The 24,391-nt window shown below is 49.8% G+C and carries 22 protein-coding genes; 14 read left to right on the top strand and 8 right to left on the bottom strand.

Features of this window, described 5'->3' with window-relative positions; genetic code table 11:
• Positions 1–11: 11 nt before the first annotated feature.
• Entirely contained in the window at positions 12–1,496 is a 1,485-nt protein-coding gene (locus tag MJX74_RS06595; RefSeq protein ID WP_240221880.1) for a TrkH family potassium uptake protein, read from the bottom strand.
• A gap of 184 nt (positions 1,497–1,680) precedes the next feature.
• On the opposite strand from MJX74_RS06595, the gene MJX74_RS06590 reads away from it, so the two are divergent.
• The 7 genes from MJX74_RS06590 to MJX74_RS06560 all read left to right on the top strand — a co-directional run bounded on the left by MJX74_RS06590 (position 1,681) and on the right by MJX74_RS06560 (position 8,884).
• Positions 1,681–2,334 carry a potassium channel family protein gene (locus tag MJX74_RS06590; RefSeq protein ID WP_240221879.1) on the top strand — a complete coding sequence of 218 codons (654 nt, stop codon included), beginning with the start codon at positions 1,681–1,683 and terminating at the stop codon, positions 2,332–2,334.
• Positions 2,334–3,701: a TrkH family potassium uptake protein gene (locus MJX74_RS06585; RefSeq protein WP_240221878.1), complete on the top strand. Its 1,368-nt coding sequence runs from the start codon at positions 2,334–2,336 to the stop codon at positions 3,699–3,701. Before MJX74_RS06590 ends, MJX74_RS06585 begins: the two co-directional genes overlap by 1 nt.
• Positions 3,702–3,814: 113 nt before the next feature.
• Positions 3,815–4,276 carry a GNAT family N-acetyltransferase gene (locus tag MJX74_RS06580; protein ID WP_240221877.1) on the top strand — a complete coding sequence of 154 codons (462 nt, stop codon included), beginning with the start codon at positions 3,815–3,817 and terminating at the stop codon, positions 4,274–4,276.
• Between the two features lie 109 nt (positions 4,277–4,385).
• Complete coding sequence (locus MJX74_RS06575; protein ID WP_240221876.1) at positions 4,386–6,209, top strand: HEAT repeat domain-containing protein; 1,824 nt, start codon at positions 4,386–4,388, stop codon at positions 6,207–6,209.
• 83 nt (positions 6,210–6,292) lie between these two features.
• A complete protein-coding gene (locus MJX74_RS06570) occupies positions 6,293–7,333 on the top strand; it encodes a hypothetical protein (RefSeq protein WP_240221874.1) in 1,041 nt (346 codons plus the stop codon).
• Between the two features lie 136 nt (positions 7,334–7,469).
• Entirely contained in the window at positions 7,470–7,784 is a 315-nt protein-coding gene (locus MJX74_RS06565; RefSeq protein ID WP_240221872.1) for an ArsR/SmtB family transcription factor, read from the top strand.
• 47 nt (positions 7,785–7,831) lie between these two features.
• Positions 7,832–8,884, top strand: coding sequence for an alkene reductase (locus MJX74_RS06560; RefSeq protein ID WP_240221869.1), 1,053 nt, complete (start codon positions 7,832–7,834; stop codon positions 8,882–8,884).
• A gap of 183 nt (positions 8,885–9,067) precedes the next feature.
• Here the strand turns inward: MJX74_RS06560 and dsbB are convergent, their stop codons facing one another.
• The gene (gene dsbB, locus MJX74_RS06555; protein WP_240221867.1) at positions 9,068–9,604 is read right to left on the bottom strand and encodes a disulfide bond formation protein DsbB; all 537 of its coding nucleotides are present in this window, start codon (positions 9,602–9,604) and stop codon (positions 9,068–9,070) included.
• Between the two features lie 173 nt (positions 9,605–9,777).
• On the opposite strand from dsbB, the gene fadR reads away from it, so the two are divergent.
• Together fadR and MJX74_RS06545 are read left to right on the top strand one after the other, a co-directional pair.
• Positions 9,778–10,494 carry a fatty acid metabolism transcriptional regulator FadR gene (fadR, locus tag MJX74_RS06550; RefSeq protein WP_092790743.1) on the top strand — a complete coding sequence of 239 codons (717 nt, stop codon included), beginning with the start codon at positions 9,778–9,780 and terminating at the stop codon, positions 10,492–10,494.
• Positions 10,495–10,628: 134 nt separating this feature from the next.
• Positions 10,629–12,881 (top strand): aminotransferase class V-fold PLP-dependent enzyme, encoded by a 2,253-nt coding sequence (locus tag MJX74_RS06545; protein ID WP_240221865.1) that lies wholly within the window; start codon positions 10,629–10,631, stop codon positions 12,879–12,881.
• Between the two features lie 50 nt (positions 12,882–12,931).
• Here the strand turns inward: MJX74_RS06545 and MJX74_RS06540 are convergent, their stop codons facing one another.
• Positions 12,932–13,621, bottom strand: coding sequence for a ChrR family anti-sigma-E factor (locus MJX74_RS06540; RefSeq protein WP_240221863.1), 690 nt, complete (start codon positions 13,619–13,621; stop codon positions 12,932–12,934).
• Positions 13,605–14,258 carry a sigma-70 family RNA polymerase sigma factor gene (locus MJX74_RS06535; RefSeq protein ID WP_240221861.1) on the bottom strand — a complete coding sequence of 218 codons (654 nt, stop codon included), beginning with the start codon at positions 14,256–14,258 and terminating at the stop codon, positions 13,605–13,607. Before MJX74_RS06535 ends, MJX74_RS06540 begins: the two co-directional genes overlap by 17 nt.
• A gap of 181 nt (positions 14,259–14,439) precedes the next feature.
• On the opposite strand from MJX74_RS06535, the gene MJX74_RS06530 reads away from it, so the two are divergent.
• Both MJX74_RS06530 and MJX74_RS06525 read left to right on the top strand, forming a co-directional pair.
• Positions 14,440–15,048, top strand: a complete 609-nt coding sequence (locus MJX74_RS06530; protein ID WP_068235454.1) for an FMN-dependent NADH-azoreductase — start codon at positions 14,440–14,442, stop codon at positions 15,046–15,048.
• 184 nt (positions 15,049–15,232) lie between these two features.
• The gene (locus MJX74_RS06525; protein WP_240221859.1) at positions 15,233–17,704 is read left to right on the top strand and encodes a S9 family peptidase; all 2,472 of its coding nucleotides are present in this window, start codon (positions 15,233–15,235) and stop codon (positions 17,702–17,704) included.
• 236 nt (positions 17,705–17,940) lie between these two features.
• On the opposite strand, the gene MJX74_RS06520 is transcribed toward MJX74_RS06525, so the two are convergent.
• Positions 17,941–18,630 carry an RluA family pseudouridine synthase gene (locus tag MJX74_RS06520; RefSeq protein WP_240221857.1) on the bottom strand — a complete coding sequence of 230 codons (690 nt, stop codon included), beginning with the start codon at positions 18,628–18,630 and terminating at the stop codon, positions 17,941–17,943.
• Between the two features lie 104 nt (positions 18,631–18,734).
• On the opposite strand from MJX74_RS06520, the gene MJX74_RS06515 reads away from it, so the two are divergent.
• Positions 18,735–19,409 (top strand): RluA family pseudouridine synthase, encoded by a 675-nt coding sequence (locus MJX74_RS06515; RefSeq protein ID WP_240221855.1) that lies wholly within the window; start codon positions 18,735–18,737, stop codon positions 19,407–19,409.
• Between the two features lie 36 nt (positions 19,410–19,445).
• Here MJX74_RS06515 and rrtA read toward each other — a convergent pair whose 3' ends face one another.
• The gene (gene rrtA / locus MJX74_RS06510; protein ID WP_240221853.1) at positions 19,446–20,051 is read right to left on the bottom strand and encodes a rhombosortase; all 606 of its coding nucleotides are present in this window, start codon (positions 20,049–20,051) and stop codon (positions 19,446–19,448) included.
• Positions 20,052–20,241: 190 nt separating this feature from the next.
• Here rrtA and ggt point away from each other — a divergent pair, with 190 nt between their 5' ends.
• Together ggt and MJX74_RS06500 are read left to right on the top strand one after the other, a co-directional pair.
• Positions 20,242–21,990 carry a gamma-glutamyltransferase gene (ggt, locus tag MJX74_RS06505; protein ID WP_240221851.1) on the top strand — a complete coding sequence of 583 codons (1,749 nt, stop codon included), beginning with the start codon at positions 20,242–20,244 and terminating at the stop codon, positions 21,988–21,990.
• Positions 21,991–22,001: 11 nt separating this feature from the next.
• Entirely contained in the window at positions 22,002–22,742 is a 741-nt protein-coding gene (locus tag MJX74_RS06500; protein WP_240221849.1) for an enoyl-CoA hydratase, read from the top strand.
• A gap of 35 nt (positions 22,743–22,777) precedes the next feature.
• Here MJX74_RS06500 and MJX74_RS06495 read toward each other — a convergent pair whose 3' ends face one another.
• Positions 22,778–23,221 carry a hypothetical protein gene (locus tag MJX74_RS06495; RefSeq protein WP_240221847.1) on the bottom strand — a complete coding sequence of 148 codons (444 nt, stop codon included), beginning with the start codon at positions 23,219–23,221 and terminating at the stop codon, positions 22,778–22,780.
• A gap of 103 nt (positions 23,222–23,324) precedes the next feature.
• Positions 23,325–24,299 carry a cysteine synthase A gene (gene cysK, locus MJX74_RS06490; protein ID WP_240221845.1) on the bottom strand — a complete coding sequence of 325 codons (975 nt, stop codon included), beginning with the start codon at positions 24,297–24,299 and terminating at the stop codon, positions 23,325–23,327.
• Positions 24,300–24,391 lie beyond the last annotated feature (92 nt).

Genomic DNA, 24,391 nt, shown 5'->3' with positions numbered 1-24,391 from the left:
GTGGTATCAACTCAGTAGCGCCAGTACATAGGCGTAAATAACAGTAACATAGTTAAAATTTCCAGCCGCCCCAGTAACATACCCAGGGTTAAACTCCATTTTGCACCATCCGGCAATGAGGCAAAGTTACCAGCCGGGCCGATAATATCACCCAAACCGGGGCCAACGTTACTGACAGCCGTAGCGGCACCGGTGATTGCGGTAACAAAATCCAGGTTAAACATCGACAGCACCAGTGCCAGTATGGCTATGGTAGCAAAATAAACAAAGGCGAATGCCAGTACTGCGCCAAGCAGCGCATCGTCTACTTTTTTGCTGCCATATTTTTGCGTCCAGATAGCATTGGGGTGGATCAATAAATTTAATTGTTTCAGCAATAAATAACCGGCCAGCTGGGTACGGAAAATCTTCAAACCGCCCGAGGTTGAGCCAGAGCAGCCGCCACTAAAAGTCAGGTAAAAAAACAGCACTACCGCCATACTGCCCCAAAGCGAATAGTCTTCTGAGGCATAACCGCAGGTAGTAATTACTGATACAACATTAAACAGCGTATGTGTTAAAGCGTCCAGCCAGGGTCTGTCGTGATGGTGTATCTGGTATAAGGTCAGCATCAGGGTAACGGCCAGCACTACTGCCAGAAATGCCTTTACCTGTGGGTCGCGCAGCAAAGCCCATTTGTCACCTTTTGCCATGCCGACAAAGAGTACAAAAGGCAAAGCCGCCAGCAGCATCCATAAACTGGCCAACCAGAGTAACCAGGGTTTGTCATTAAAGTAACCAAACGAAGCGTCGTAATTGGCAAAACCGCCGGTGGCGGCCGATGTCATGGCGTGGGTAATGGCATCAAACCACGACATACCGCCAATAGCGTAGCTAAGGGCAGCCGCCGCGCTGATGCTTAAATACACCAGCAGAATATAGGCCGACAGACTGCTGCTGCGTGGCAGTATTTTTTCAGAAATGTCCGAGCTTTCGGTTTTAAACAGCTTCATACCACCGATTTTCAGGGCCGGTAAAATGGCAATCGCCATTACGATAATGCCGATGCCGCCAATCCATTGCAGCAGCGCGCGCCAGAACAATACGCCTTTTGGCATGGTATCCAACCCGCTTAATACGGTAGAGCCGGTGGTGGTAATGGCCGATACCGTTTCAAACCAGGCGTCGGTAATACTCAGGCCGGGAATACTGAGGTAAAGCGGCAACGCCGAAAATACGCAAATCGTTAGCCAGCAAAGCGTGGTGAGTAAAAACAAATACCGTTTTTTTAGCTGCACAACGCCGCCGGAACGCACAACCAGCATGCTACCGGCAATGGCCGTAATACAGGCCGATAATAAAAAACTCCAGAAAGCTTTGTCGGCCAGGCTAAAGCTGACAACGGTGGTGAGCAGTTGTGCGCCGCTCAGGCTAAGCAGTAAATAGCCAATAACCCGGTAGAAGAAATGCCTGTTGCCGGTGTCGGTACCGGTAAAAGAGTAGGAGTAGGTCGACATAAGGTACTGCGAACAGGCCGGTTGGTAGGTAAAGCCTAACGATTTTGGCTGCTTGATGCTGTAAAGCTTTTCTAAAGATTAGGCGGCTGATTATAAAGATTTTATAAAGATTGCTACCAAGCCGCAGACAGCCGCCCGGTTTGGGTTTTTAATGCGGGCTATTTTTCATAGTGGCACAGTTAAAATGGCACAATTTGCAGTAATAGGGCTGGGTCGGTTTGGCTCAGCCGCATCACTTGAACTGATGCGTCTGGGGCATCAGGTGATAGGCATTGATAGCAATAGTAAGTTTATTAACCGTCTGGCAGATCAGTTAAGCCATGCCGTAATAGCCGATGCCACTGATGAGCTGGCGCTGCAAGAGCTGGATATTGCCGGTTGTGATGCAGTGCTGGTGGCCATTGGCGAAAACCTTGAAGCCAGTATTTTATGTGTGCTGAACCTGAAAAATATCGGTGTTAGCCAGGTTTGGGTAAAAGCCACCTCTAAAGCACACCATATGATTTTATCGAGGCTGGGCGTAAGCCGCATTATTCACCCGGAAGAGGAGATGGGCGTTAAAGTTGCGCAGGCACTGAACTACCCGATGGTAAGTCAGTATATGGCGCTGGGAAATAACCAGTACCTGGTTGAGATTGATGTAAGCCCACGTCTTGAAGGGCATCGCATTAATGAGTTACTGGCCGATGGCGCTGCTTTTGTCAAAGTGGTGCTGGTAAAGCGGCGTGATAAACTGCTATCACCTGTAGCAACAGATTTTGTGTTAGAGCGCCACGACAGCCTGATACTGGCTGGTAGCCTGGAAATTCTTAAATCACTGGCACCTAAGCTAAGCTGATGAAAAACTGGCTACCACAATACCTGCCTTATATTCGGCGCAGGCCATTATCGTCGCGCACGCTAGCCCTAAGCCCACCCACAGTGCTGGCGCTGGGGTTTGCCGGTTTGATTCTGCTTGGCGCGCTGTTATTGTCGTTACCCGCAGCAACAACGGCACCGCTTAACCTGCTGCAAGCCTTGTTTACTGCGACATCGGCAGTAACGGTAACCGGCCTGGTAGTGGTGGATACCGGTACACATTTTACGCTATTTGGCCAACTGGTTATTGCGGCACTGATCCAGGCCGGTGGGTTAGGGTTTATGACATTTGCCGTGGTGGCGGTAATTAGCCTGGGTGCAAAAATTGGCCTGACACAGCAAAAAATTGCCCAGGAAGCCATGAGCCAAACCAGCCTGGCGCAGGTGGTACAAATTGCCAAGGCGGTATTGCTGTACTCTGTGGTTATTGAATTGGCCGGTATTTTGCTGCTAACGCTGACATGGTATCGCGAGCTTGGCCTGGCCACGGCAAGCTGGCATGCGGTGTTTTATACCATATCGGCCTTTAATAATGCCGGCTTTGCCCTTAGCAGTAGCAGCCTGATGCCTTATGCCGGTAATATTGCGGTAAATATGATTATCAGCAGCTTGTTTATTATTGGGGGTATCGGTTTTACTGTGCTGATCGATCTGAAAAAACAACAGCGCTGGCGTTTACTTAGTGTCAATACCCGTATTGTTCTGCTATCTACCCTGATTATCAATGTCATCGCCTTTTTGCTGCTGTGGATACTGGAGGCAAATAACCCGGCTACCCTGGCTAATTTGTCGCTAAAAGATCAGGCACTGGCAGCCTGGTTTCAGGCGGTAACGCCGCGTACGGCCGGTTTTAACACTCTGGATTACAGCCAGATGACAGACGCCAGCAATGTGCTGACCTTACTGCTGATGTTTATCGGCGGCGGCTCGCTCAGTACCGCCAGTGGTATTAAGTTGGGCACCTTTGTTATTTTAATGATGGCAACCTATGCCTTTTTACGCCGCCGTGATGATGTGACCTTGCTCAGGCGCACTATACCCAATGCTCAGGTACTGAAGGCACTGGCGCTGACATTTGTTTCCATGGCATTGGTGTTTATCGCTATTTTCGTGTTAACCGCGCTGGAAAAAGCACCTTTTCTTGATATTGCTTTTGAAGCGGTATCAGCCCTTAGCACCGTAGGGTTATCCAGAGGCCTGACCGGCAACCTCAGTGTGCCGGGCCAGTGTGTCATTATCTTTCTGATGATTGCCGGAAGGCTGGGGCCGCTAACGCTGGCGTATTTTCTTGCTACACCCAAACAGCGTAAAACCCGCTATGCCGACACCAAAATTCAGGTCGGTTAAGCGGGCCTGGCTAAGCTAAAACCACAGCAAGGCTAAGACAAAATCCTGCCGGGGCATAGGCTGCAGCAGGTTGCTCTGCTATGCTGCCGGCGGTTTTTGTCAGAGGCTAAATAATGTACCAGATTCGATCCTACCAACCCGGCGAAGAGCCGCTACTGCGCGAGCTGTTTTATAGCACGGTGCATAACGTTAACCAGCGCGATTACAGCGTTGAGCAGCGCGAAGCCTGGGCGCCACAGCGTTACGACGCTAATGTCTGGGCAGCGCGCCTGGTGCAAAGCGAGCCTTTTGTCGCCCTACACAACGAAGAAATTGTCGGCTTTGCCGATGTGCAAACCGACGGCTATATCGACTTTTTCTTCTGTCATCAGGCGTATCAGGGTAAGGGTGTGGGCAAAGCATTAATGAAGCACCTGTTAAAAACCGGCAAACGCTATGGCGTAAAACGCTTTTACGCTGATGTCAGCATTACCGCTAAGCCATTTTTTCAGCATTACGGCTTTGAAGTGGTAAGGCAGCAGCAAAAAGAAGTGCGCGGTGTAGTGCTAACGAATTATTTAATGGAAAAGCGCTAGGGACAAATTTGTTTCTTGTTAGCACTGTGCATGTTGTAATTAAGAACGTTATACCAACCCCGACTAAAAGCAATTTAGTATTAAAACTGAAAAGGATCTTTAGAACAGAATGAAACAGATAGCCTGTATTTGTTTTTTACTCTTTTCTGTTGCGGCAATGGCGATTGATGAAAGCATCGTTGCTGACTCTTGTTTTACGCCCGCCGCATGTATTGCCAAGGTTGCCAGTGTTGTTGACAAACAACGTGGCCCGGGGCAATACCCCTCTGCGGCAGAGCAAGCGATTATTAAGAAATTACTGGCATTTGGTGATGACGCTATGCCCGCTATCATGCAGCTTCTGGATGATAATGACGAGCTGATTGCCCGGGTTGGCGCTGTAGCACTTCGCGAAGCTGAGCACATTGATAAAAAATACTTACCGCAAATTGTACGTGGTCTTGACAGGGACGTGTCCTGGCTAGCACCGGCGTTAGCTAAGGTGGGGACGGCAGAGGCGGCAGAAATTGCAGTGAAAGCATTTTTGGCGTCAAGATCATCGCCTGGCAATCAGGAAGCCTATGCAGTCAGGTTGTTTGGCACTAAAGCATTGCCAGCCATTTTGAATGCGGTTAAATGCCAGTATGGTTGCAACCACAAAACCTACTATTTACTTGGCGATGTGCTGGCACGAATGGGGGAGCAGCGGGTCGATGTTGCCCTGGCATTGATCGACATTGCCGAGGACAGGTCACTTTCTGATGATATCCGTGTTGGAGTGCTTTCTATACTGGGTGATTTGGGTAAACCTGCAGTTATTATTGATGGCCGGCTAATGACATTAAAAGAGCAGCAGCCACAACTTACCAAGGCAATAAATAAGGCCTTAGTCGATATAAAGTCTCAGTTTGCAGTGAACATTCTCGTCGAGTCATTAGCTGAAACTGGCGACATCAATTCGCTGCGTGATATCGCGGAGTTTGGCCCAATCGCCGTGGATGCAGGTGTTGTGGTGATGAATTTGTTTACCAGCATGGATCCAGAAGCGAAACTGCTGGCGGTGCGCACCTTAGGCTATATTGGCTATAGCCCATCGATCCCTTATTTAATTCCCTTACTGAATGAACCTAACGACGTTTTGCTGAACCTGGTAACAGCAGAAGCGCTTGGCAGGTTGAATGCTAAGTCTGCATTAACCGAGCTAACCACTGCGGCAGACAGTCACTGGTATCCGCCGGTTCGGGACCAGGCACGCAAAGCGGTGGAACTGATTAAAACGGGCCAACGCTACGAAAATAAAACTGATGAAAATAACTTTGGCTATGAGTATTTCAATTTTCAGAATTTTCAGCTTAACGCCTGTGAAAAGATAACGTTAAAAACTATATCTGAACGGTCCGAGCAGAAGCTATATAAATCAAAAAGCAGTGAAAAGTTGCAAAGTCTGGCCTATAACACTGTGGTTCTGGGTTATGGGGCTGATGATGAAGACGCGCAAAAGGCAGTAGATCCCGACGCAATCATTGAGGTTAATGCCAACAATATCAGAGAGATCCGCCATAATATCGAGCAAGTTCCTGACCTTGCCTTGCGGGTGAAGAACGGCTGGCTCGCGGGAAGCAACCGTGGTGAGTGGGGTGGCGAGCTTGTTTACATTGCTGATAACGGCGCGTCGACGATAATTCTTGATGAAAATATTGAGGATATTTATAAGCTTAGCGACCGCTATGTCGCGGTAACAGGTCTTTCCCATTTAGGCTCTAATAATGGCATGATTTATCATTTAATTCATGACGACACCGGCCAATGGCGAGCAGAAGAATGGTTGAAATTACCGGGGGCACCACATTCATCCTGGTTTGTTGAAACTGGCGAATTATTAATAAACACATCAGGTGGCGGCAGTCTTTTGCTGTCAAAACATGGATTGTTGCGTATGGCCACCTGCCGTTAGCAGTGTCCGAGCTGGTGGACATATTGCAGCAGTCTGTTGCTGCTTGTCTGGGTGTTTAATGTTTAAGCAGAGGTAAGTAGCTAGTGCGACACTCACAAACTACGGAAGATAAAGTTTTATCGGCGGTAAGGGATTTTGCCTGCTCAATAATTTCTGGCAGCAAAGTCGTAGCTGATATGTCTGCGCTTATCACTGCGACGTCTGAAATACCGCCAACGCATTTTGCCTATTGGGAACGGCTGATTCGCTCTGAATTTTATAGGGTGCTGCGCGAAGCCAATCAACCAAACTGGACATTTGATGCCAACAGCTCCTATGAATTGTTAACTTGGTTAGATTTGAGCAGTTGGGATGGCTACAGGCGTGAGAGAGTTTTACGGACATTATCTGGTGCCGCGCCAAATACATTTTTCTTTTCACTTGCTATTCGCAGGTTAAATGATTGGGTGCCCCAGGTACGTATAGCTGCCAGAGAAAAACTACCTGAAATTGCAGCTGCAACCAATCCTGATTATGTAGTTGAAGCAGTTTGTATTACCCTGGCTAACTGGAGCTCTTGGGGGCGAATTGAAGAGCTGGAAAAGCAGGCCCTTTTACAGATTATTTCCAGGGATAAGATAGCAGAGGCGTTGAAATCCAAGATAATCTCGTCGGCATCAGGCCCAATGGCCTTACTATTTTCTCAGCTTGGCCGTACCACCATTCTCGATAGTGATCTTGCAGAGATTGCACAGTGTGCTGTGCAACCCTCAGTTAGAGCTAAAGCCTACCGTAGTCTATTTGAAGGGCGAATAACCTGGATTGATGGTCAGAAATGGCAATGGACAGATATCCGTTACTGCGAGGGAAGGGTTAACGCCGTTGTTTCCGAACGGAAATTTAATGTTCAAATTCCATTCCTAGAATTATTAAAAGGGGCCGCGATAGATAGATCCTCAGTGGTCAGGCGGGTTTCAGCAGAGCTTCTCATTAAAGAGCTTGAAACGCTTGGAGGTGGCGCCAGAGGCTTTGCAGAGAAATTTGCGGCAGATAAGTCGAATCCTGTATCCGAAAGAGGTCGATTTGCACTAAGAATGTTGGATAAAGCTGAACGTGCCAATTTTCCTGGCACATACAACGATTAAAATCGTTCAGCTGGCCGCCTTATAGCGGCCAGCTAATTTCATAAATCTTCAATTTAACTTAAACCCCGCCCTTGAAATGCTATTCCCCTAACCACATATATCGTTGCATCGCGATATATAAATTAAAGATGGGCGTATGACGGCACTTAACCCAAAACACATCGATGACTTGATAAAGGCGGTGGCGCATCCGGTGCGGCGCGATATTTTGCACTGGCTAAAAACGCCGGAGCAGTATTTTGCTGATCAGGACCATCCGCTGAGCCTCGGCGTATGCGCCGGTAAAATTGAACGTAAAACCGGCTTGTCGCAAAGCACGGTGTCAGCCCATTTGGCTACTTTGCAACGGGCCGGTGCTATTAGCAGTCAGAAAGTAGGGCAGTGGCATTTTTTTAAACGGGATGAGGTGCTGATCCAGCAGTTTCTGGCACAGATCAGCAGCCAACTCTAAGCAACAAGCCGTAATTACAGAGCAGCTTAACTACACAGGATTATATTATGACAACACTATTCGACCCGATAAAAGTAGGTGATTTACAGTTACCCAACCGCATTATTATGGCGCCTTTAACCCGCTGCCGTGCCAGTGAGGGCCGGGTGCCAAATGAGCTGATGGCAGAATATTATGTGCAGCGCGCTAATGCCGGGCTTATTTTAACCGAGGCCACTTCTGTTACGCCAATGGGCGTGGGTTACCCCGACACGCCAGGGATCTGGTCTGATGAACAGGTAGCCGGCTGGAGTAAAATTACTGCCGCAGTACATAACGCCGGTGGCCGCATTGTATTGCAGTTATGGCATGTTGGCCGTATCTCTGATCCGCATTATTTAGACGGCCAGTTGCCGGTTGCCCCCAGCGCCATAGCCGCAGAAGGTCATGTTAGTTTAATGCGGCCGAAAAAAGCCTATGTTACGCCGCGCGCGCTGGAAACTGACGAAATTGCCGGTATTGTTGAAGCCTACCGCCTGGGGGCTGAAAACGCGAAAAAAGCCGATTTCGACGGTGTGGAAATTCACGGTGCCAACGGCTATTTGCTGGATCAGTTTTTACAGGACAGCACCAACAAACGCACCGACAACTACGGCGGTAGTATTGAAAACCGTGCCCGTTTAATGCTGGAGGTAACCGATGCAGTTATTGGCGTGTGGGGTGCTGGCCGCGTAGGTATGCATTTAGCGCCACGTGCCGATGCACATACCATGGGCGACTCGCACCGTGCCGATACCTTTGGTTATATAGCTCAGCAGCTTGGTAAACGCGGCATCGCCTTTATTTGTGCCCGCGAAGCACAAGGCGATGACAGCCTGGGACCAAAATTAAAACAGCAATTTGGTGGTGTATATATCGCCAACGAGAAATTTGATAAAGCCTCTGCTAATGCGGCCCTGGCAGCAGGTACGGCCGATGCGGTAGCCTTTGGTGTGCCTTATATTGCTAACCCGGATTTAGTGCAGCGCTTTGCTAAAGATGCGCCATTAAATACGCCTAAGCCAGAGCTGTTTTATGCCAGCGGCGCTGAGGGTTATACCGATTATCCTGCACTTAGTTAAGACGAGAACCGGCTTGCCCTAAGCCAACCGTTGAAGGCATGGATGCTGACAAATTCGCCGGGAGCGAATTTGAACAGCTATGCTGGTCCGAAGGATAAACTTCATGGATGAAGTTTATAATCGAGCCCCCAGGGAGGGGTTTACGGCGTGTTGGCGTGGGCAAACCGGTTCGTGCTCTGGTTACTAATCGCGATAAGGGTTATTGCTAATCCGTACCGGCTGACTTAGCAACAGTATTGCTGCTATTACGGCATAAATCCAAAGCGATACCGCACTCCAGAATGCCATACTTTTATCTAAAAACTGCCAGCTGGTGTCACCACAACTGCCGGTGGGCTCAAACACCGCAGGCAGCCACTGATCCAACGGCATCCAGGTCGGAAACTCAGCAAACAGCGCACAACTGAAAAAGCCGCCTTCTGCCAGTAGTTGCTCAATGTGCAGCAGCTCGTTGGCTTGCATAATGCCAAAACCGGCAGCAGCAAGCACGCCAAACAGGGCCAGCAGCCTGAACAAGGCATTGGCAGGCACCAGTAAACCAATAATGGCGGCCACTAACACAGCAACAAAAGCACTGCGAATATAAATGCATTTAATACAAGGCTGTAAGTTTAGCCCGTACTGAAAATACAGCGCGCTGGCCAATAACCCCAGGCAGGACAATATCAACAACATCCAGGGCCAGCGCTGCATAGATAAACGTTTGATTTTTTGTAGCATTTCTTATCCTTCGGACGGGAGTTTTCTTCAGCTGCGGTTAATCTACGGTATTTAAGCGTAATGCACAATCCGGCTGCGGTGTCGGGCTAATTTAGAAGGGTGGCTTGTTAACTGTTGGCGCTCTGGTACAATCAGTCAACTTTTTTTCTGAACAAAAAGACGGACAGATCCGCATGACTAATCTGATTAAAGCACAAAGCCCGGCCGGTTTTGCTGAAGAGTATATTGTTGACTCGATCTGGAACGGAAAATTTGCCCCTGGTTCTATATTACCAGCAGAGCGTGAATTGTCTGAACTGATAGGCGTAACCCGTACCACTTTGCGTGAAGTATTACAGCGTTTAGCTCGTGACGGATGGTTAACCATTCAGCATGGTAAGCCCACAAAAGTAAATAATTACTGGGAAACCTCAGGCTTAAATATTCTCGAAACGCTGGCCCGGTTAGACGAAGATCAAATGCCAAAACTGGTAGATGATTTATTATCTGCCCGTACTAATATCAGCGCGATTTATATCCGTGGCGCAATCAAAAACAATGCCCAGCAGGTAGTAGAACTGTTTGCCAGTGCCGAAGCGCTGGAAGATACCGCCGAGGCTTTTGCCGAATTTGACTATAATTTAAACCACGAACTGGCACTGTATTCAGCTAATCGTATTTATGTGCTGATTTTAAACGGTTTTCGCGGCCTGTATAACAAAATTGCCCGTTTCTACTTTTCGCACCCTAAAGCTCGTGAGCTGGCGCGTAAGTATTATCACCAGATCAAACTCTATGCCGAAAACGGTAAGTTTGACGAAGTGGTATTTGCCGTACGTAAATATGGTAAAGAAAGCGGCTTAGTCTGGTCGGAGTTACGGCCGCAGATCCCCAAAGATCTGGTCGAGTAAACCGCTAAACACAAACCGCCTTCGGGCGGTTTGTTATTTAATGCGCTATTGGCGCTTGAGCTGTGCCGGTCAGCCAGTTATTATTGTACGGAATAACATATTCTTTTTAGTTATAACAGGTAGAGGCAAATGCTATGAAAGGCGCGGCGCATACAGAAGTGTATCTGGATAACAATGCTACCACACCGGTACTGCCGGTTGCTGCAGAGGCAGCAATGCATGCGATGCAGCGTGGTTATGGTAACCCCAGCAGCAGCCACGCTACCGGTATTAAAGCCAAAGCCGAACTGGAAACCACCCGCGCTTTGGCCCGGCAGTTAATCGGCGCCCGCAGTGGTGACATTGTATTTACCTCAGGGGCGACAGAGGGCATTCAAGCTTCTATTGTTTCAGCGTTAATGGCCGCCCGGGCGCAGGGCAAAACCGGCGCAGCAACCTTATTACTCTATGGCGCTACTGAGCATAAAGCGGTGCCGGAAAGCCTGAAACACTGGAACCGGGTATTACAGCTTAATGCCACGGTAAAGGCCATTCCGGTGGATCAGCATGGTGTGCTCGATAGCGACTTTATCCGCGAGCACCTGACTTCTGCAGTAATGATTTGCACTATGGCGGCGAATAATGAAACCGGCGTAAAGCAGGACCTGGTGGTGCTGGAGCAACTGATCCGCAGCGTTAACCCGCAAGTTTACTGGATGGTGGATTGTGTACAGGCGCTGGGTAAAATGTCGCTGAATATTGCCGATACCAGCATAGATTACGCGCCCTTTAGTGGCCATAAGCTGTACGCGCCTAAAGGCATCGGCTTTTTGTATGTACGCAAAGACACGCCTTATCAGCCTTTTATTGCCGGTGGCGGCCAGGAAAGTGGTTTACGCTCGGGTACCGAAAACCTGCCCGGTATTGCTGCTTTGCACGCCATTTTTTCTGAACTGGCCAAAACCAGCGGCTCTGCGTTTCAAACTGAAGCCACACTGTGGCAATACCGGCAGCAACTTATTGCGGCATTACAGCAGGTGTTTCCTGCTTTGGTGCTTAACAGTGATATACCGCATGTGGTGCCCACTACGATTAATTTTTCGGTGCCGGGCTTTTACAGCAAAGACATTATGGATTTGTTTGATGCCGCCGGTATCCGCGTAAGCTCGGGCTCGGCCTGCAGCTCTAAAGTGCCTAGCAGTTTTGTGCTTGATGCCATGGGGCTGGACAGCTGGCGCTCGCAAGGCGCTATCCGCTTATCCTTTGGCCCGGCGATGACTAACGCTGAATGCGAACACGCCTGTCAGGCTATCGCTGCGCTAAAGGTGGTGGTATCGATGCATTGTCTGGTGTTGACCGATGCAACACCAACACTTGAAATTCATGCCCGCGGCTTACTGCAGCTAAAGCATGAAGCCTTATGCAGTTATGTGCTGATCTGCCCTGACAGCCTCGAAGCCCTGGTGATAGATCCGGTATTGCCGCTGGCTGGCCGTATTGCCAATATTATTCAGGGCCATGGCTTACAGTTAAAAGCGGTGCTGGACACCCATTTGCATCAGGATCATCAGTCGGCACGCACAGAATTATTAACCTTGCTGGGTAATCCATGCGCCGGTAGCGGCTGTGATGTATTGGGCTGGCCTGAACGCAGCACTGAAATTCAGCTTGGGCCCTATCAGTTAACCCGCTTGGCCACACCGGGCCATACGCCTGAAGCGGTGAGTATTTTGCTGCACAAACAGCAACAGCTGCTATGCGCTTTTACCGGTGATGTAATACTGCCGGGTGGAGTCGGCCGCACCGATTTACCCGGCGGCGATATTTCAGCACTGGCAAACAGCATCCGGTTACTTGCTGGCAAATTAGGGCAGCATACCTTGTTGTTATCTAGCCATGATTACGCGCAACGCTTTTTTACCAGCCTGGCACTGGCGGCAACAGAGCAGCCGCTGATCCAGGCCTTGCTGAATAATCAGCCACAAACCGAATGGCAACCACAGTTGCAGCAACAGGCTGTTACATTACAGCAGGCCAGCAGTTATTTTTGTGGTTTGGTTGAGGTAAGTTTATCTGATGCCACTGATGTGATTGCACCAGAGCATCTGGCAGGCTTTTTACAGCAATGGCCGCAAATGCAGGTGGTGGATGTACGTGAGCCGCATGAGCAAAGTGCCGGTGCGCTGGCACAGTATTTACCGGCAGCTTATCTGGCACAACACAGTGTGCAGGAAATACCGTTATCCAAGCTGGCTGATGCGGTTATTCATCGGCAATTACACTGCGAACAACCGTTGTTGCTGGTATGCCGCTCAGGTAACCGCAGCCTGGTGGCCTGCAAAGTGCTGGGGCGTTTGGGCTTTAAGCAGGTATTTAACCTCAAAGGTGGCACTGCTCTGCTGTGTTAAAACAGTTGTAAAAAACGCCAGCAGTTGCTGGCGTTAATCGGGTATGGCGATTAGTAAAAGAACTGCTGTAGCGGGTTAAGTAACCGGGTTAAGCCTTTTTTAAACTTTAACGGCGCACTTAGTACCGACAGGCATAAGCAATCTTCGTCCGCCATGGTGCGCGGTGTGTGGGTATCGTCCGGTGAGTTAATCAGCAAATCACCTGCTTTGTATTCGCCGTTTTCATCAACAATTTTACCGGCCAACACTAATGTCATTTCCAGCCCCAGGTGAGTGTGCTGAGGCACTTCAGTGTCTTTACTGATATACAGTAACGATACATGATAATCGTTGCCCGCCGGCAATTTCGCCGTTGCTATACCCCCCAGATGCAACCATTTACCATGGTTTGCGGCCAGACGTTGTAAGGCACGCGGCACAACAAACTCGCGCTGGTTAACTATGATGGGCTCAGCGGCCTGTGCAGACAAGTGCGCCTGCGTGGCAGCGGCCTGTTTAGACAATTGCGGCTGCGCCATAATGTCGTTCAGCATATGTTGCCAGTCGGTAGTGTTGGATTTAACCGGCTGCTGTGCCAACTGGCAGGCCAAATCAGTGGTGATGTCGTGGCTAAGCTGCTTACAATGCGGGCACAGGTCAATATGCGCTGCCACAGCAAGTGCAACGTCGGCACTTAAGGTGCCTTCAGCATGTTGTTCCAGCAACGACATGCCAGGGTGAAACTTAATTGCGTGCGCCATCTAATGCCTCTCTTAATCTGTCCAGCGCTAAGCGGATGCGCGACTTCACTGTACCCAATGGAATAGCCAGTTCATCCGATACTTCCTGATGCGTTTTTTCCTGCAAATATACTTTTTCCATTACCTCGCGCTGCGCCGGCGGCAGACTGGTAAAGTGCGGTGCTAGTTTATCCATCAGCAGCTGCGTGTCCCATTGTGATGCGTCGTTGTCGGCTTCCGGCTCGGGATATTCACCGTTAAGCCATAAGTCATCAGCACTGACATCATCTTTACGGCTTTGCTTTTTGCGTAGCATATCAAAGCGCACATTTCGGGCAATGGTAAAAATCCAGGTAGAAGCACAGCCACGCGATGCATCAAACAGTGCGGCTTTTTTCCATACATTCAGCATGGTGTCCTGCACCATTTCTAATGCCTGTTGCTCATTACCAAACATTTTCATGCCAAAAGCTTTCAGTCTTGGTGCAAAATAATTAAATAGTTCAGCATAAGCACTGCGATCACGCTGCAGGGCAACAAAAGTGAGTGCCTCTTCCCAGTTATTATTGGTAATGTCTTGCCTTGTCATAGAGGCCTGAGTATCCGGTATTGGCGAGGGGGCTCTATCATGCCTTGGTACGTTGATTGACTTCAACATGTTTTATGTTCCTGGTTACGGTGTTACCGGCATTGTTGCTGTGTAATCCTATCTACGCACTGTAACGCGCATTGGATTGCCATTTGATATATTTAAAAAATAGAAAGGTTTGTGCGTTTTAATCTTATTTTCTTCCTAAAAAATTGCGTTATTATGGCTTCACTTAAAACGGGAGACCATCATGAAACATATTTTACTGATTAACAGTTCTATTAACGGTGACAAAGGTCACTCGGCTCAGTTAGCCCAACAATTTATTGCCCAGTTGCCAAAAGGCAGCTTTAAACTGGACACGCTGGATTTAAACGCCACACCGGTGCCGCACCTGGAAATGACAGAAATGGCCGCCTGGATGACGCCGGCAGAGCAGCGCAGCAGCGAGCAGCAACGTTTGGCCGCGATATCTGACGATATAGTTGCCCGTATTAAAGCAGCCGACGTGATTGTTTTAGGCGTACCGATGTACAACTTTGGTATACCGTCACAGTTAAAAGCACTGCTTGACCGCGTAGCGCGCGCCGGCATTACCTTTAAGTACACCGAGCAGGGCCCGGTTGGCTTGCTGGATGATAAGCCAGTGGTAATTTTTGCCGCCCGTGGTGGTATTTATCAGGGTACCGGGCTGGACAGCCAGACACCGTTTTTACAAACATTTTTTAACTTCGTTGGTTTAAAGGATCTGCATTTTGTTTATGCCGAAGGCCTTAATATGGGAACGGACGCACAACAGGCGGCACTTACCGCAGCAAAGGCCCGTTTAACTGAAATCAGCGCTAAAATCGCTGCTTAACTTCTCCACAGCTGTTCGAATACTTGTTATTCACGCTGTATTTGCCGGTCTGGTTCAGGCCGGCTTTTTTCTGTCTGTTAATCTTATCTGCTTTGCTGTCAGCCGCATCTGTTGGTGTGTCAGTTGCGTTACATCTGCGCTCTTTGTATAACAGAGCGTCTTTTACTACTATAAGAAACTCACTATGACTAAGATCCGTCATTCAGTGCTGGCTGTCGCGTTGTGCAGCTTAGTGCTAACCAGCCCGTTGCAGGCCAAAAAAGCCGAGCCACAAACCTATCAAACAGCAGCTATCAGCGTTCCCCAGGTTTTTAATGGCGATACCAGCATCAAACTGAGCATGGAGCAGATTATGGCTGATCCAGACTGGCTTGGACGCCAGCCCGAACAGGCGCTGTGGAGTGCTGACAGCCAGCAGGTGTTTTATCAGCGTAAGCAGCAAGGCAATGAGCTTCGCGACTGGTTTGTCCGGCCACTGACTGCGCAGGGCAATGGTGAGCAGGTGGCATTAGCCAGCCAGCATCAGATAGGCAGTGCCAGTGCGGTATACAATAAAGATCGCAGCCTGCAGGCTTATATTTTTGAAGGCAATTTGTTTGTGCGCCGCATGGCAAGCGCTGAGTTAATTCAGTTAACCCGCGACAGCGCAGTGCAGGCAGATCCACTATTTTTGCTTGATGGCCGCCTGGCATACCGCGAAGGTTGGAGCTATTACGCCGTCGACCTGGCCTCAGGCAACCGCACCGAGCTGGCTAACTTGCAACTGGCAGACGCACCCAAGGCACCGGCAGTACCTAAAGGTTACCTGGCACAAGAGCAGCGTAAATTGATTGAGTTTGTGGCGCTGGAGCAAAAAAATGCTGAACAGCGTTATGCTGCGCAGCAGCAGTTACAGGCGCAAAACAGCAGCATGGCGCCCAAAGCGTTTTATCTGGGTAAAGATTTACAGGTAGTTGGCGCCAGCTTGTCACCTAAAGCCGACTATATGCTGATATCGGTGCGCAAAGCCGGTAAGCGTAATGACAAAGATATTATGCCAAATTACATTACCGCGAACGGTGATATCGCCGCACAGCCGGTGCGTGGTCGGGTTAATGATATTATTCCTGCAGCGCAGCGCATTTTGCTGCTAAACCTTAAAGATGGCAGCAGCAGCGAGTTAAGCTATACCAGCCTGCCAGGCTACAACGAAGATGTGCTGGCTGAGGTTAAAGTAGAAAATGCCAAAGCCCGCGGTGAAAAATACAAAAGCGAGAAGGTGATCCGCGATATCGGCCTGATGAATGACTGGTACTGGACGCAAAGCGCTATGCGCTGGCACAGCAGCGGTGAGCAGGTTGCCCTGATGCTTAAAGCGCTGGACAACAAAGACCGCTGGATAGCTACTGTCGATTTACAGAAAAAAACACTGGTGCCACAGCACAGATTACATGACGCCGCCTGGATTAATTATGCTTTTAACGACTACGGCTGGTTAAACAACACAGACAGCCTGTACTACCTGTCGGAAGAGTCCGGTTACTCTCATTTATATGTAAAGCCGCTCAAAGGCAAAGCTAAAAAACTGACTAGCGGTACTTTTGAAGTCACCGATCTAGTGCTTAGCAGCGATGACCAGTTTATTTACTTTAAGGCTAACGTGGCACACCCGGGCAACTACGAGGTGTACCGTGCGGTATTAGGCAGTGGTAACACTGAACAGCTAACCAAACTGGGTGGCAGCACCGACTTTACGTTGTCGCCGGACGAACAAAAACTGTTACTGCGCCATTCAACCAATCTGATGCCGGAAGAGCTGTATGTGGCTGATGCTGCACCGGGCGCAGAAGTTAAGCGCCTTACTGATACTATATCGGCAGAGTTTAAGCAGTTACCGCTGGTAGCACCGCAGATCGTAGCGGTACCTTCCAGCCACGGCGAACAGCCAGTGTTTTCTAAAGTGTATTACCCCGCCGATTACCAACAGGGCGAAAAACGCCGCGCTGTTATTTTTAACCATGGTGCCGGGTATCTGCAAAACAGTGATATGGGCTGGTCGGGTTATTTCCGTGAGTTTTTCTTCCATAACCTGTTGGTACAGCAGGGCTATGTGGTAATGGATATGGATTACCGGGCATCAAAAGGTTATGGCCGCGACTGGCGCACTGCCATTTATCGCCGCATGGGTACACCGGAGATTGAAGATTTGGTTGATGGCGTAAACTGGATGGTGGCGAATGCCAATGTAGATCGTAACCGTATTGGTACTTACGGTGGCTCTTACGGCGGCTTTATGACCTTTATGGCGCTGTTTACTGAACCGGATTTATTTCAGGCTGGTGCTGCGCTGCGTCCGGTGAGTGACTGGGCCTACTACAACCATGCGTATACGTCTAACATTCTTAATACACCAGCAATTGATCCTATTGCCTATGAGCGTAGTTCGCCAATTTACTTTACTCAGGGCCTGAAAAAGCCTTTGCTGATTAATGCGCCTATGGTTGATGACAACGTATTCTTTCAGGATGTCGTGCGTTTAGTGCAGCGGTTAATTGAGCAAGAAAACATTAACTTTGAAACGGCAATTTACCCGGTAGAGCCGCATGGCTTTCGCCAGCCAAGCAGCTGGCTGGATGAATACCGCCGTATTTATAAGTTATTTGAGCAAAATTTATAATGCTGTAACAATACGGCCGCAATACCCGCTCTGGCTCGCCGCAGCAACTCGCCCTAATGCCTGCGGCAGGGCTCAGACACTCTGCGCCGACCAGATCGGGTTTCCGGCCTCCTCATAGTTAATACTTCTAAAACGCCTCCTTGTGAGGAGTTTTTTTCGAGTCTAGGCAGCTTGCTCTGTTAACCCGGCCTCCTAATACTTGACAATGCTAAAACGTCTCCTTGTGGGGCGTTTTTTTATATCCCGTTTAACTTGGCGGTAGCACTGACAAAGTCAGTATCTGCATCAAACCTTAGCCGTTTTCCGTTGTATGGCTGGTTTAACTCCAGCGTGGCGGCATGCAGCAACAAACGCGGAGCTGCATTAAGGGCGGCACCACTGGCATAAAACGCATCGCCCAGTATCGGGTGCCCCAGCGCCAGCATATGCATACGCAGCTGATGTGAGCGCCCGGTAACAGGTTTTAGCTCTACCAGTGCCCGATCAGGTAATTGTTGTAGCAGCCGGTAATGGGTAATGGCGCTTTTGCCGTGGCTGTAACACACTTTCTGTTTTGGCGGATTACTGCTGTCGGCTATCAGTGGCAGATCAACAGTGCCTTCTGCCTGTTGCAGTATGCCCCAAACCACAGCCAGATAGCGCTTATTAACAGTGCGCTCGGCAAATTGCTGTTTTAGTGCCCGTTCGCTAGAGCGGCGCAGCGCAATAACCACCACTCCGGAGGTAGCCATATCCAGCCGGTGCACCAGTTGTGCCAGCGGATATTGCTGCTGCACCCGGCTTAGCAGGCAGTCGGCTAAATGCTCGCCGCGACCGGGGTTAGTCAGCAGGCCGCTGGGTTTATTCAGCACAATCAGATCTTTGTCCTGATATAGCACCTCAAGCCAGGGCTCAACGGGCGGGGTATAAACAAAAGGTTCGGTCATAAGGTGGTAGCTTTGGCGGCAAAGCGCTTAGCTTAGCCGAATTTAACCAGCAGACGAAGGGGTTTTACGGCATAATAGCCGCCGTTAAAACTACGGAGAACCCCATGAGTAACAGCACTGACGATCTGGCGATATTGCCGGCAACCAGCGAGCCATACCAGATAGTGTACGAAGACGATGTGCTGCTGGTGGTAAACAAACCCGCACAGCTGCTTACCGTACCGGGGCGGCATCCGCAAAATCAGGATTGTCTTATCCGCCGCGTACAGCGCGAATTTCCTTTTGCCGAGGTAGTACACCGGCTGGATTACGATACTTCCGGGCTGGTAATTCTGCCGCTGACTAAAAGGGTATTATCAGATATCAGTAAGCAGTTTCAGGCCCGTAGCGTGCAAAAACATTATGTTGCGGTGGTGGAAGGTAAGCTGGCTAAAGCCAAAGGGGTGATTGATTTAGCCATAGCCGCCGATGAGCAACGCCGGCCACTGTATAAAATATGCCCGCAACAGGGTAAGCCATCACAAACCCGCTATCAGCTGTTAAGTTATAACGCTGACACCAATCAAAGCCGGGTAAAACTGGAGCCGGTTACCGGTCGCTCGCATCAACTGCGGGTGCATATGCTGGCGCTGGGCCATGCCATGCTGGGCGATACCTTGTATGCGCCACAAGCTGTTGCCGCAAAAAGCCCGCGGTTAATGCTGCATGCTGAACATATCCGCTTTGTACACCCGCTTAGCGCTCAGGTGATGGAGTTTACTGCCAGCGCGCCGTTTTAATTTGTACATTCGTTATAGCAATCAGTTAAAGCTTGGTTATTTTTTGCCTGAGTGCTGCCAGATATAGAGTACTAAACCAAGGCCAAGGCCGCTGCATACGCCGTATAAGTGCGCATCTGTGGCAACACTGGCGTTAATCAGCTCAGCTAGTTTTGCATCCGGGCCTTGCCATTGCTCCCAGCCAACTTTGCCTGTCAGCCCGGCCAGTAACAGCCAGCCGGTGCTGAGCTTTAGCTGAATATCTTTTAGTGCGCCCAGCGTTAGCATGGCATGCAGCAGGCCGGATAAGCCAACATAAATATGGATCTCTGGCGAGTAATAATACAGCGCCAGGCTTATTGCCAGGCCACACAGCAGCCATTGCAGTGTTAACATTTTGCCACGGTAATAGCTGCCATGCAGCAGCATGGCCAGCAGTAAACCAGCCAGATTCATCAGTAAATGCCAGTGGTTGCTGTGCAGCAAATGGCCGGTAAATAAGCGCCAGTATTGGCTATTGCTGATATCTGCCCGGTTGTATTGCAGTGCTTGCTGCCAGCTATCAGGCAGTATGGCGAAAAAAACCATAATGGTTGCCAATATTAAATAGGGGGTTAAGTAGCTATTGGCAGGCAGGCTGTTGTTGGGCAGTAATGAGCGCAAACCAGTGTCATCAGTAAGTTATCAGGGCGCCTATGCAAAACGATTTGCGCTTTAGCGTCAAGTAAAATTTTCTGCTGCAGCCTTAGCGGTAAACTGATGCTAAAGCCCGTTCAGCCGCGCTGGTGGTTATTGATCTTAGGCTGTTATCTGGTTAGGGTGTAAGCACCTTCTTTACAAGATATCTTTTACTATGTTTGCTCGTTCAGGTTTGTATCGTACTGCGTTTATTTTTTGTGGTTTAACGGTGTTTGCAGTTACTGCGCAACAGGAAAACCGTGAGCCGGAAGCCGCTACCGGCATTTATCAGCAGCAATTGGTTAGTGGCAAGCAGTATATGGTGTCGGCAGCACACCCAATGGCAACAGAAGCTGGCCGCGCTGTGCTGGAAAAAGGTGGCAGTGCAGTAGATGCGGCCATTGCCACCCAGCTAATGCTGGGTTTAGTTGAACCACAAAGCTCAGGCATTGGTGGTGGCGCTTTTATGCTGCACTGGCAGGCCAAACAGCAGCACCTTACCACCTTTGATGGCCGTGAAATGGCGCCAGCAGCCGCCACAGCTGATTTATTCCGCGATGCTAACGGCAAAACCATGGACTGGCGCGAGGCCTATGTTGGCGGTAAGTCGGTAGGTGTACCAGGCGTTGTTGCTATGCTGGCACAGGCACACCAGCAGCACGGCAAATTGCCCTGGGCTGAGTTGTTTACCGACGTGATCGCTGCGGCGGAGCAGGGCTTCCCGGTATCATCACGTACTGCACGGCAGTTGGAGAAGGGCTGGAATAAAGGCGTATCGCAGTTTTATGAATCAAAACAGTATTTTTTCCCCAATAATCGGCCTGTGGCTGAGGGCAGCTTACTGAAAAACCCGGCTTATGCTGCAACGTTAAAAGCTATAGCCGCAAAAGGGCCCGATGCGTTTTATAAGGGCGAGCTGGCCAAAGCCATCAGCGAGCGGGTGCAAACGGCGCCGGTTAACCCGGGCAAGCTCAGTGTGGCCGACTTAGCCAATTATAAAGTGCAACAGCCTGAGGCGGTATGTATGCCATACCGGCTATATAAAGTGTGTGGTATGGCACCGCCAAGCTCCGGCGGTATAGCGGTACTGCAGATATTGGGTATTTTACAGCAGTACGACTTAAACAAGGTGGCACCAGACAGTGTGCAGGCCACGCATATACTGGCGCAGGCAGCAAAACTGGCTTTTGCTGATCGCGACCGATACCTGGCCGATCCGGCTTTTGTTACTGTACCGGTAGCAGGCATGCTGGCGCCGGATTATCTGGCCCGCCGTGCGGCTTTAATTGATCTTAGTAAAGCAGGTGCTCAGGCCACAGCGGGCACACCAGAGGGCGCACCGGCGCTGTTGTCTGCTAACTCGCCGGAACTGCCAAATACCAGCCATTTTTCTATTGTCGATAGCGACGGTAATGCCGTAAGCATGACCACCAGTATTGAAAACGTGTTTGGCTCTGGCTTAATGGTAGGGGGCTTTTTACTGAATAATCAGCTGACCGATTTTAGCTTAAGCCCAGAAATTGACGGCCATCTGGTGGCAAACCGGGTAGAAGGTGGTAAGCGTCCACGCTCTTCTATGGCGCCGATGATGGTGTTTGACCAGAATAATAAGCTGAAGCTGGTAATCGGCTCGCCCGGTGGCAGCCGCATTATTAACTATGTTGCGCAAAGTATAGTGGCCGTGCTGGACTGGGATCTGGATGTGCAGCAGGCACTGAACCTGCCACGCATTACCCACCGTAATGATTATCTGGCGCTGGAGAAGGGCACTGCGCTGGAAAAACAGCAGGCCGTGCTTGAAGATATGGGCTATAAAGTACAGCTGCAGGACTTAAACAGCGGCTTGCATGCGATAATGATTACTGCTAAAGGTTTGCAAGGCGCTGCAGATCCGCGCCGCGAAGGCAGTGTGGCAGGTAAATAAGGCGAAAATTTATGAGTGACATTACCCAACAAACCACCCAGGGCGTGCTGCAGCTTAGCCTGAACCGGCCACAAAAAAAGAATGCCCTTAGCCAGCAGATGTACCGCGACCTTAACAGCGCCCTGATGCAGGCAGCAACCGATCCTGCAATCAAGGTAGTGCTGCTGCAGGGCAGCACCGACTGCTTTAGTGCCGGCAATGACCTGCAGGATTTTATCGGCGCTGGCGAGTTAAACAGCCAGCATCCGACGGTGCAGTTTTTATATATTCTGGCTCAGTTTCCTAAACCGGTGGTGGCTGCTGTAGGCGGGTTAGCCATTGGGATTGGCACTACTGTGTTGCTGCACTGCGATTTAGTCTATGCCGCTGACAATGCCCGTTTTCAGCTGCCGTTTACCCAACTGGGTTTATGTCCGGAAGCAGGCTCCAGTGTGTTGTTACCAAATCTGGCGGGGTATCAGCGTGCTGCGCAGTATTTATTGCTTGGTGAAGCCTTTGGTGCAGCCGAGGCAGCACAGATGGGCCTGGTTAATCAGGTGGTAACCAATACTGAAGTGTGTGCGCTGGCGCTGGAAAAAGCGCTGAAGCTGGCGGCGCTGCCAGCCGATGCGGTGCAAAGCAGTAAAGCGCTGTTAAAACGTAATGCACAGCCGCTAACGCTGGAAACCATTGCTACAGAGCTGGTGCAGTTTCAGCGCTTGCTTAACAGTGACGAATGCCAGCAGCGCATCGCGGCATTTTTTCAGCGTTAGGGCTGATGGTTTAAATTAAGTGTTGTGGCTTAAATTTAGCGTGCACTGCTGCTGAATTTATCTACCTGCACGGTTTTAACCAGCCAGCGGTTATTATGCTTAATCACTTCAACCACCCGCAGTTCGTCAACTTGCTTACCGTCATAGGGGCCGGTAAGCAAAATGGCAATTTTTGCTTCATTTTCATATTGCTCACGCAGGTTTCCGCCACTGCGGTTAACGCGCACTTCCACACTATCAAACGACATATTCATCAGGGTGCGGTTAACCTGGCGCACACTGCCGTAAGATTCCATTAACGCAGCGTAATCTTCGGTACTTAGCTGCTTGGCTTTTTCCAGATCTTTGTCGTTATACAGGGCATGAAAAAACTGGGTGGCAATATATTCCGGTGTACCCCACTGGGCATTTACCTTGGGCGTGCTCTCGCTGCAGGCAACCAGTAACAGCAAAAGTGGCAGTATCCAGCGTAGCTTCATCTGTGGCATCCGGTAAAAAATCAGCACCCAGTGTGGCTTTTTTTTCTCTGACTGTAAAGAAAAGGGCTGCAACCGCAGCCCTTAATAGCGTTCATCATGCTGATTAGGCTTGTAATTCCTGCTCGGTAAATACACTGGCAAACAACGGGCTGGTTAAGTAACGCTCTGCGGCACTGGCCAGGATCACGACAATGTTTTTGCCGGCATTTTCCGGTTTTGCGGCCAGGCGCTGCGCGGCTACCAGGGCTGCGCCAGATGAGATACCGGCCAGAATACCTTCTTCACGCATTAAGCGCAGTGCGCCGGCAATGGCCTCATCGCTGGTAACGCGCTCAACTTCATCTACCTGTGCTAAATCCAGGTTGCCCGGAATAAAACCTGCACCAATGCCCTGAATTTTATGCGGGCCGGGTTTTAACTCTTCACCGGCTTTGGCCTGAGTAATCACCGGTGATTCCGCCGGCTCTACCGCTACGGTTAATAACGGCAACTTCTTCTCGTTTTTCAGATAACGGCTAACACCGGTGATGGTGCCGCCGGTGCCGACACCGGCGATAAAAATATCCACTTTACCGTCTAAATCATTAAAAATTTCCGGCCCGGTGGTATCAAAATGAATTTGCGGGTTGGCCGGGTTTTCAAACTGGCCCAAAATTAAATATTTATCCGGGTTAGACGCCTGAATTTCTTTAGCTTTTTCAATTGCGCCTTTCATGCCCTTAGGGCCTTCGGTCAACACTAAATTAGCACCCAAGGCTTTTAGCAGCTTGCGTCGCTCCAGGCTCATGGTGGCAGGCATGGTCAGGGTAAGCTTATAGCCACGGCTGGCAGCAACAAACGCCAGGGCAATACCGGTATTGCCTGAGGTAGGTTCGACAATTTCTTTGTCAGCCGTTAAGGTGCCTTTTTTCTCGGCGTCCCAAATTAATGCAGCACCTAAACGGCACTTTACGCTGAAGCTGGGGTTGCGAGCTTCAATTTTGGCGTACACATTAGCGCCGCCTTCAATAGTCCGGTTTAGTTTGACCAGCGGGGTGCGGCCGATAGACAATGAGTTGTCTGCATAGACGTTTGCCATAAAAAAACTCCGTTTACGATAAATTGGTTATAAGAATACGCCAGCGTGGCAAAAATTACAGTAGCTTTTGGCTATAAGATATTACGTTTCAC

Source organism: Rheinheimera hassiensis, from assembly GCF_022436675.1.
GTDB lineage: Bacteria > Pseudomonadota > Gammaproteobacteria > Enterobacterales > Alteromonadaceae > Alishewanella > Alishewanella hassiensis.
The sequence above is the reverse complement of the archived record's forward strand: the minus strand, read 5'-3'. Positions and strand labels throughout refer to the sequence as shown.

Excerpts from the sequence above, each read along its gene's own strand:
- MJX74_RS06595 (WP_240221880.1), bottom strand. The coding sequence starts at position 1,496 with ATGTCGACCTACTCCTACTCTTTTACCGGTACCGACACCGGCAACAGG.
- MJX74_RS06590 (WP_240221879.1), top strand. The coding sequence starts at position 1,681 with ATGGCACAATTTGCAGTAATAGGGCTGGGTCGGTTTGGCTCAGCCGCA.
- MJX74_RS06585 (WP_240221878.1), top strand. The coding sequence starts at position 2,334 with ATGAAAAACTGGCTACCACAATACCTGCCTTATATTCGGCGCAGGCCA.
- MJX74_RS06580 (WP_240221877.1), top strand. The coding sequence starts at position 3,815 with ATGTACCAGATTCGATCCTACCAACCCGGCGAAGAGCCGCTACTGCGC.
- MJX74_RS06575 (WP_240221876.1), top strand. The coding sequence starts at position 4,386 with ATGAAACAGATAGCCTGTATTTGTTTTTTACTCTTTTCTGTTGCGGCA.
- MJX74_RS06565 (WP_240221872.1), top strand. The coding sequence starts at position 7,470 with ATGACGGCACTTAACCCAAAACACATCGATGACTTGATAAAGGCGGTG.
- MJX74_RS06560 (WP_240221869.1), top strand. The coding sequence starts at position 7,832 with ATGACAACACTATTCGACCCGATAAAAGTAGGTGATTTACAGTTACCC.
- dsbB (WP_240221867.1), bottom strand. The coding sequence starts at position 9,604 with ATGCTACAAAAAATCAAACGTTTATCTATGCAGCGCTGGCCCTGGATG.
- fadR (WP_092790743.1), top strand. The coding sequence starts at position 9,778 with ATGACTAATCTGATTAAAGCACAAAGCCCGGCCGGTTTTGCTGAAGAG.
- MJX74_RS06545 (WP_240221865.1), top strand. The coding sequence starts at position 10,629 with ATGAAAGGCGCGGCGCATACAGAAGTGTATCTGGATAACAATGCTACC.
- MJX74_RS06540 (WP_240221863.1), bottom strand. The coding sequence starts at position 13,621 with ATGGCGCACGCAATTAAGTTTCACCCTGGCATGTCGTTGCTGGAACAA.
- MJX74_RS06535 (WP_240221861.1), bottom strand. The coding sequence starts at position 14,258 with ATGTTGAAGTCAATCAACGTACCAAGGCATGATAGAGCCCCCTCGCCA.
- MJX74_RS06530 (WP_068235454.1), top strand. The coding sequence starts at position 14,440 with ATGAAACATATTTTACTGATTAACAGTTCTATTAACGGTGACAAAGGT.
- MJX74_RS06525 (WP_240221859.1), top strand. The coding sequence starts at position 15,233 with ATGACTAAGATCCGTCATTCAGTGCTGGCTGTCGCGTTGTGCAGCTTA.
- MJX74_RS06520 (WP_240221857.1), bottom strand. The coding sequence starts at position 18,630 with ATGACCGAACCTTTTGTTTATACCCCGCCCGTTGAGCCCTGGCTTGAG.
- MJX74_RS06515 (WP_240221855.1), top strand. The coding sequence starts at position 18,735 with ATGAGTAACAGCACTGACGATCTGGCGATATTGCCGGCAACCAGCGAG.
- ggt (WP_240221851.1), top strand. The coding sequence starts at position 20,242 with ATGTTTGCTCGTTCAGGTTTGTATCGTACTGCGTTTATTTTTTGTGGT.
- MJX74_RS06500 (WP_240221849.1), top strand. The coding sequence starts at position 22,002 with ATGAGTGACATTACCCAACAAACCACCCAGGGCGTGCTGCAGCTTAGC.
- MJX74_RS06495 (WP_240221847.1), bottom strand. The coding sequence starts at position 23,221 with ATGAAGCTACGCTGGATACTGCCACTTTTGCTGTTACTGGTTGCCTGC.
- cysK (WP_240221845.1), bottom strand. The coding sequence starts at position 24,299 with ATGGCAAACGTCTATGCAGACAACTCATTGTCTATCGGCCGCACCCCG.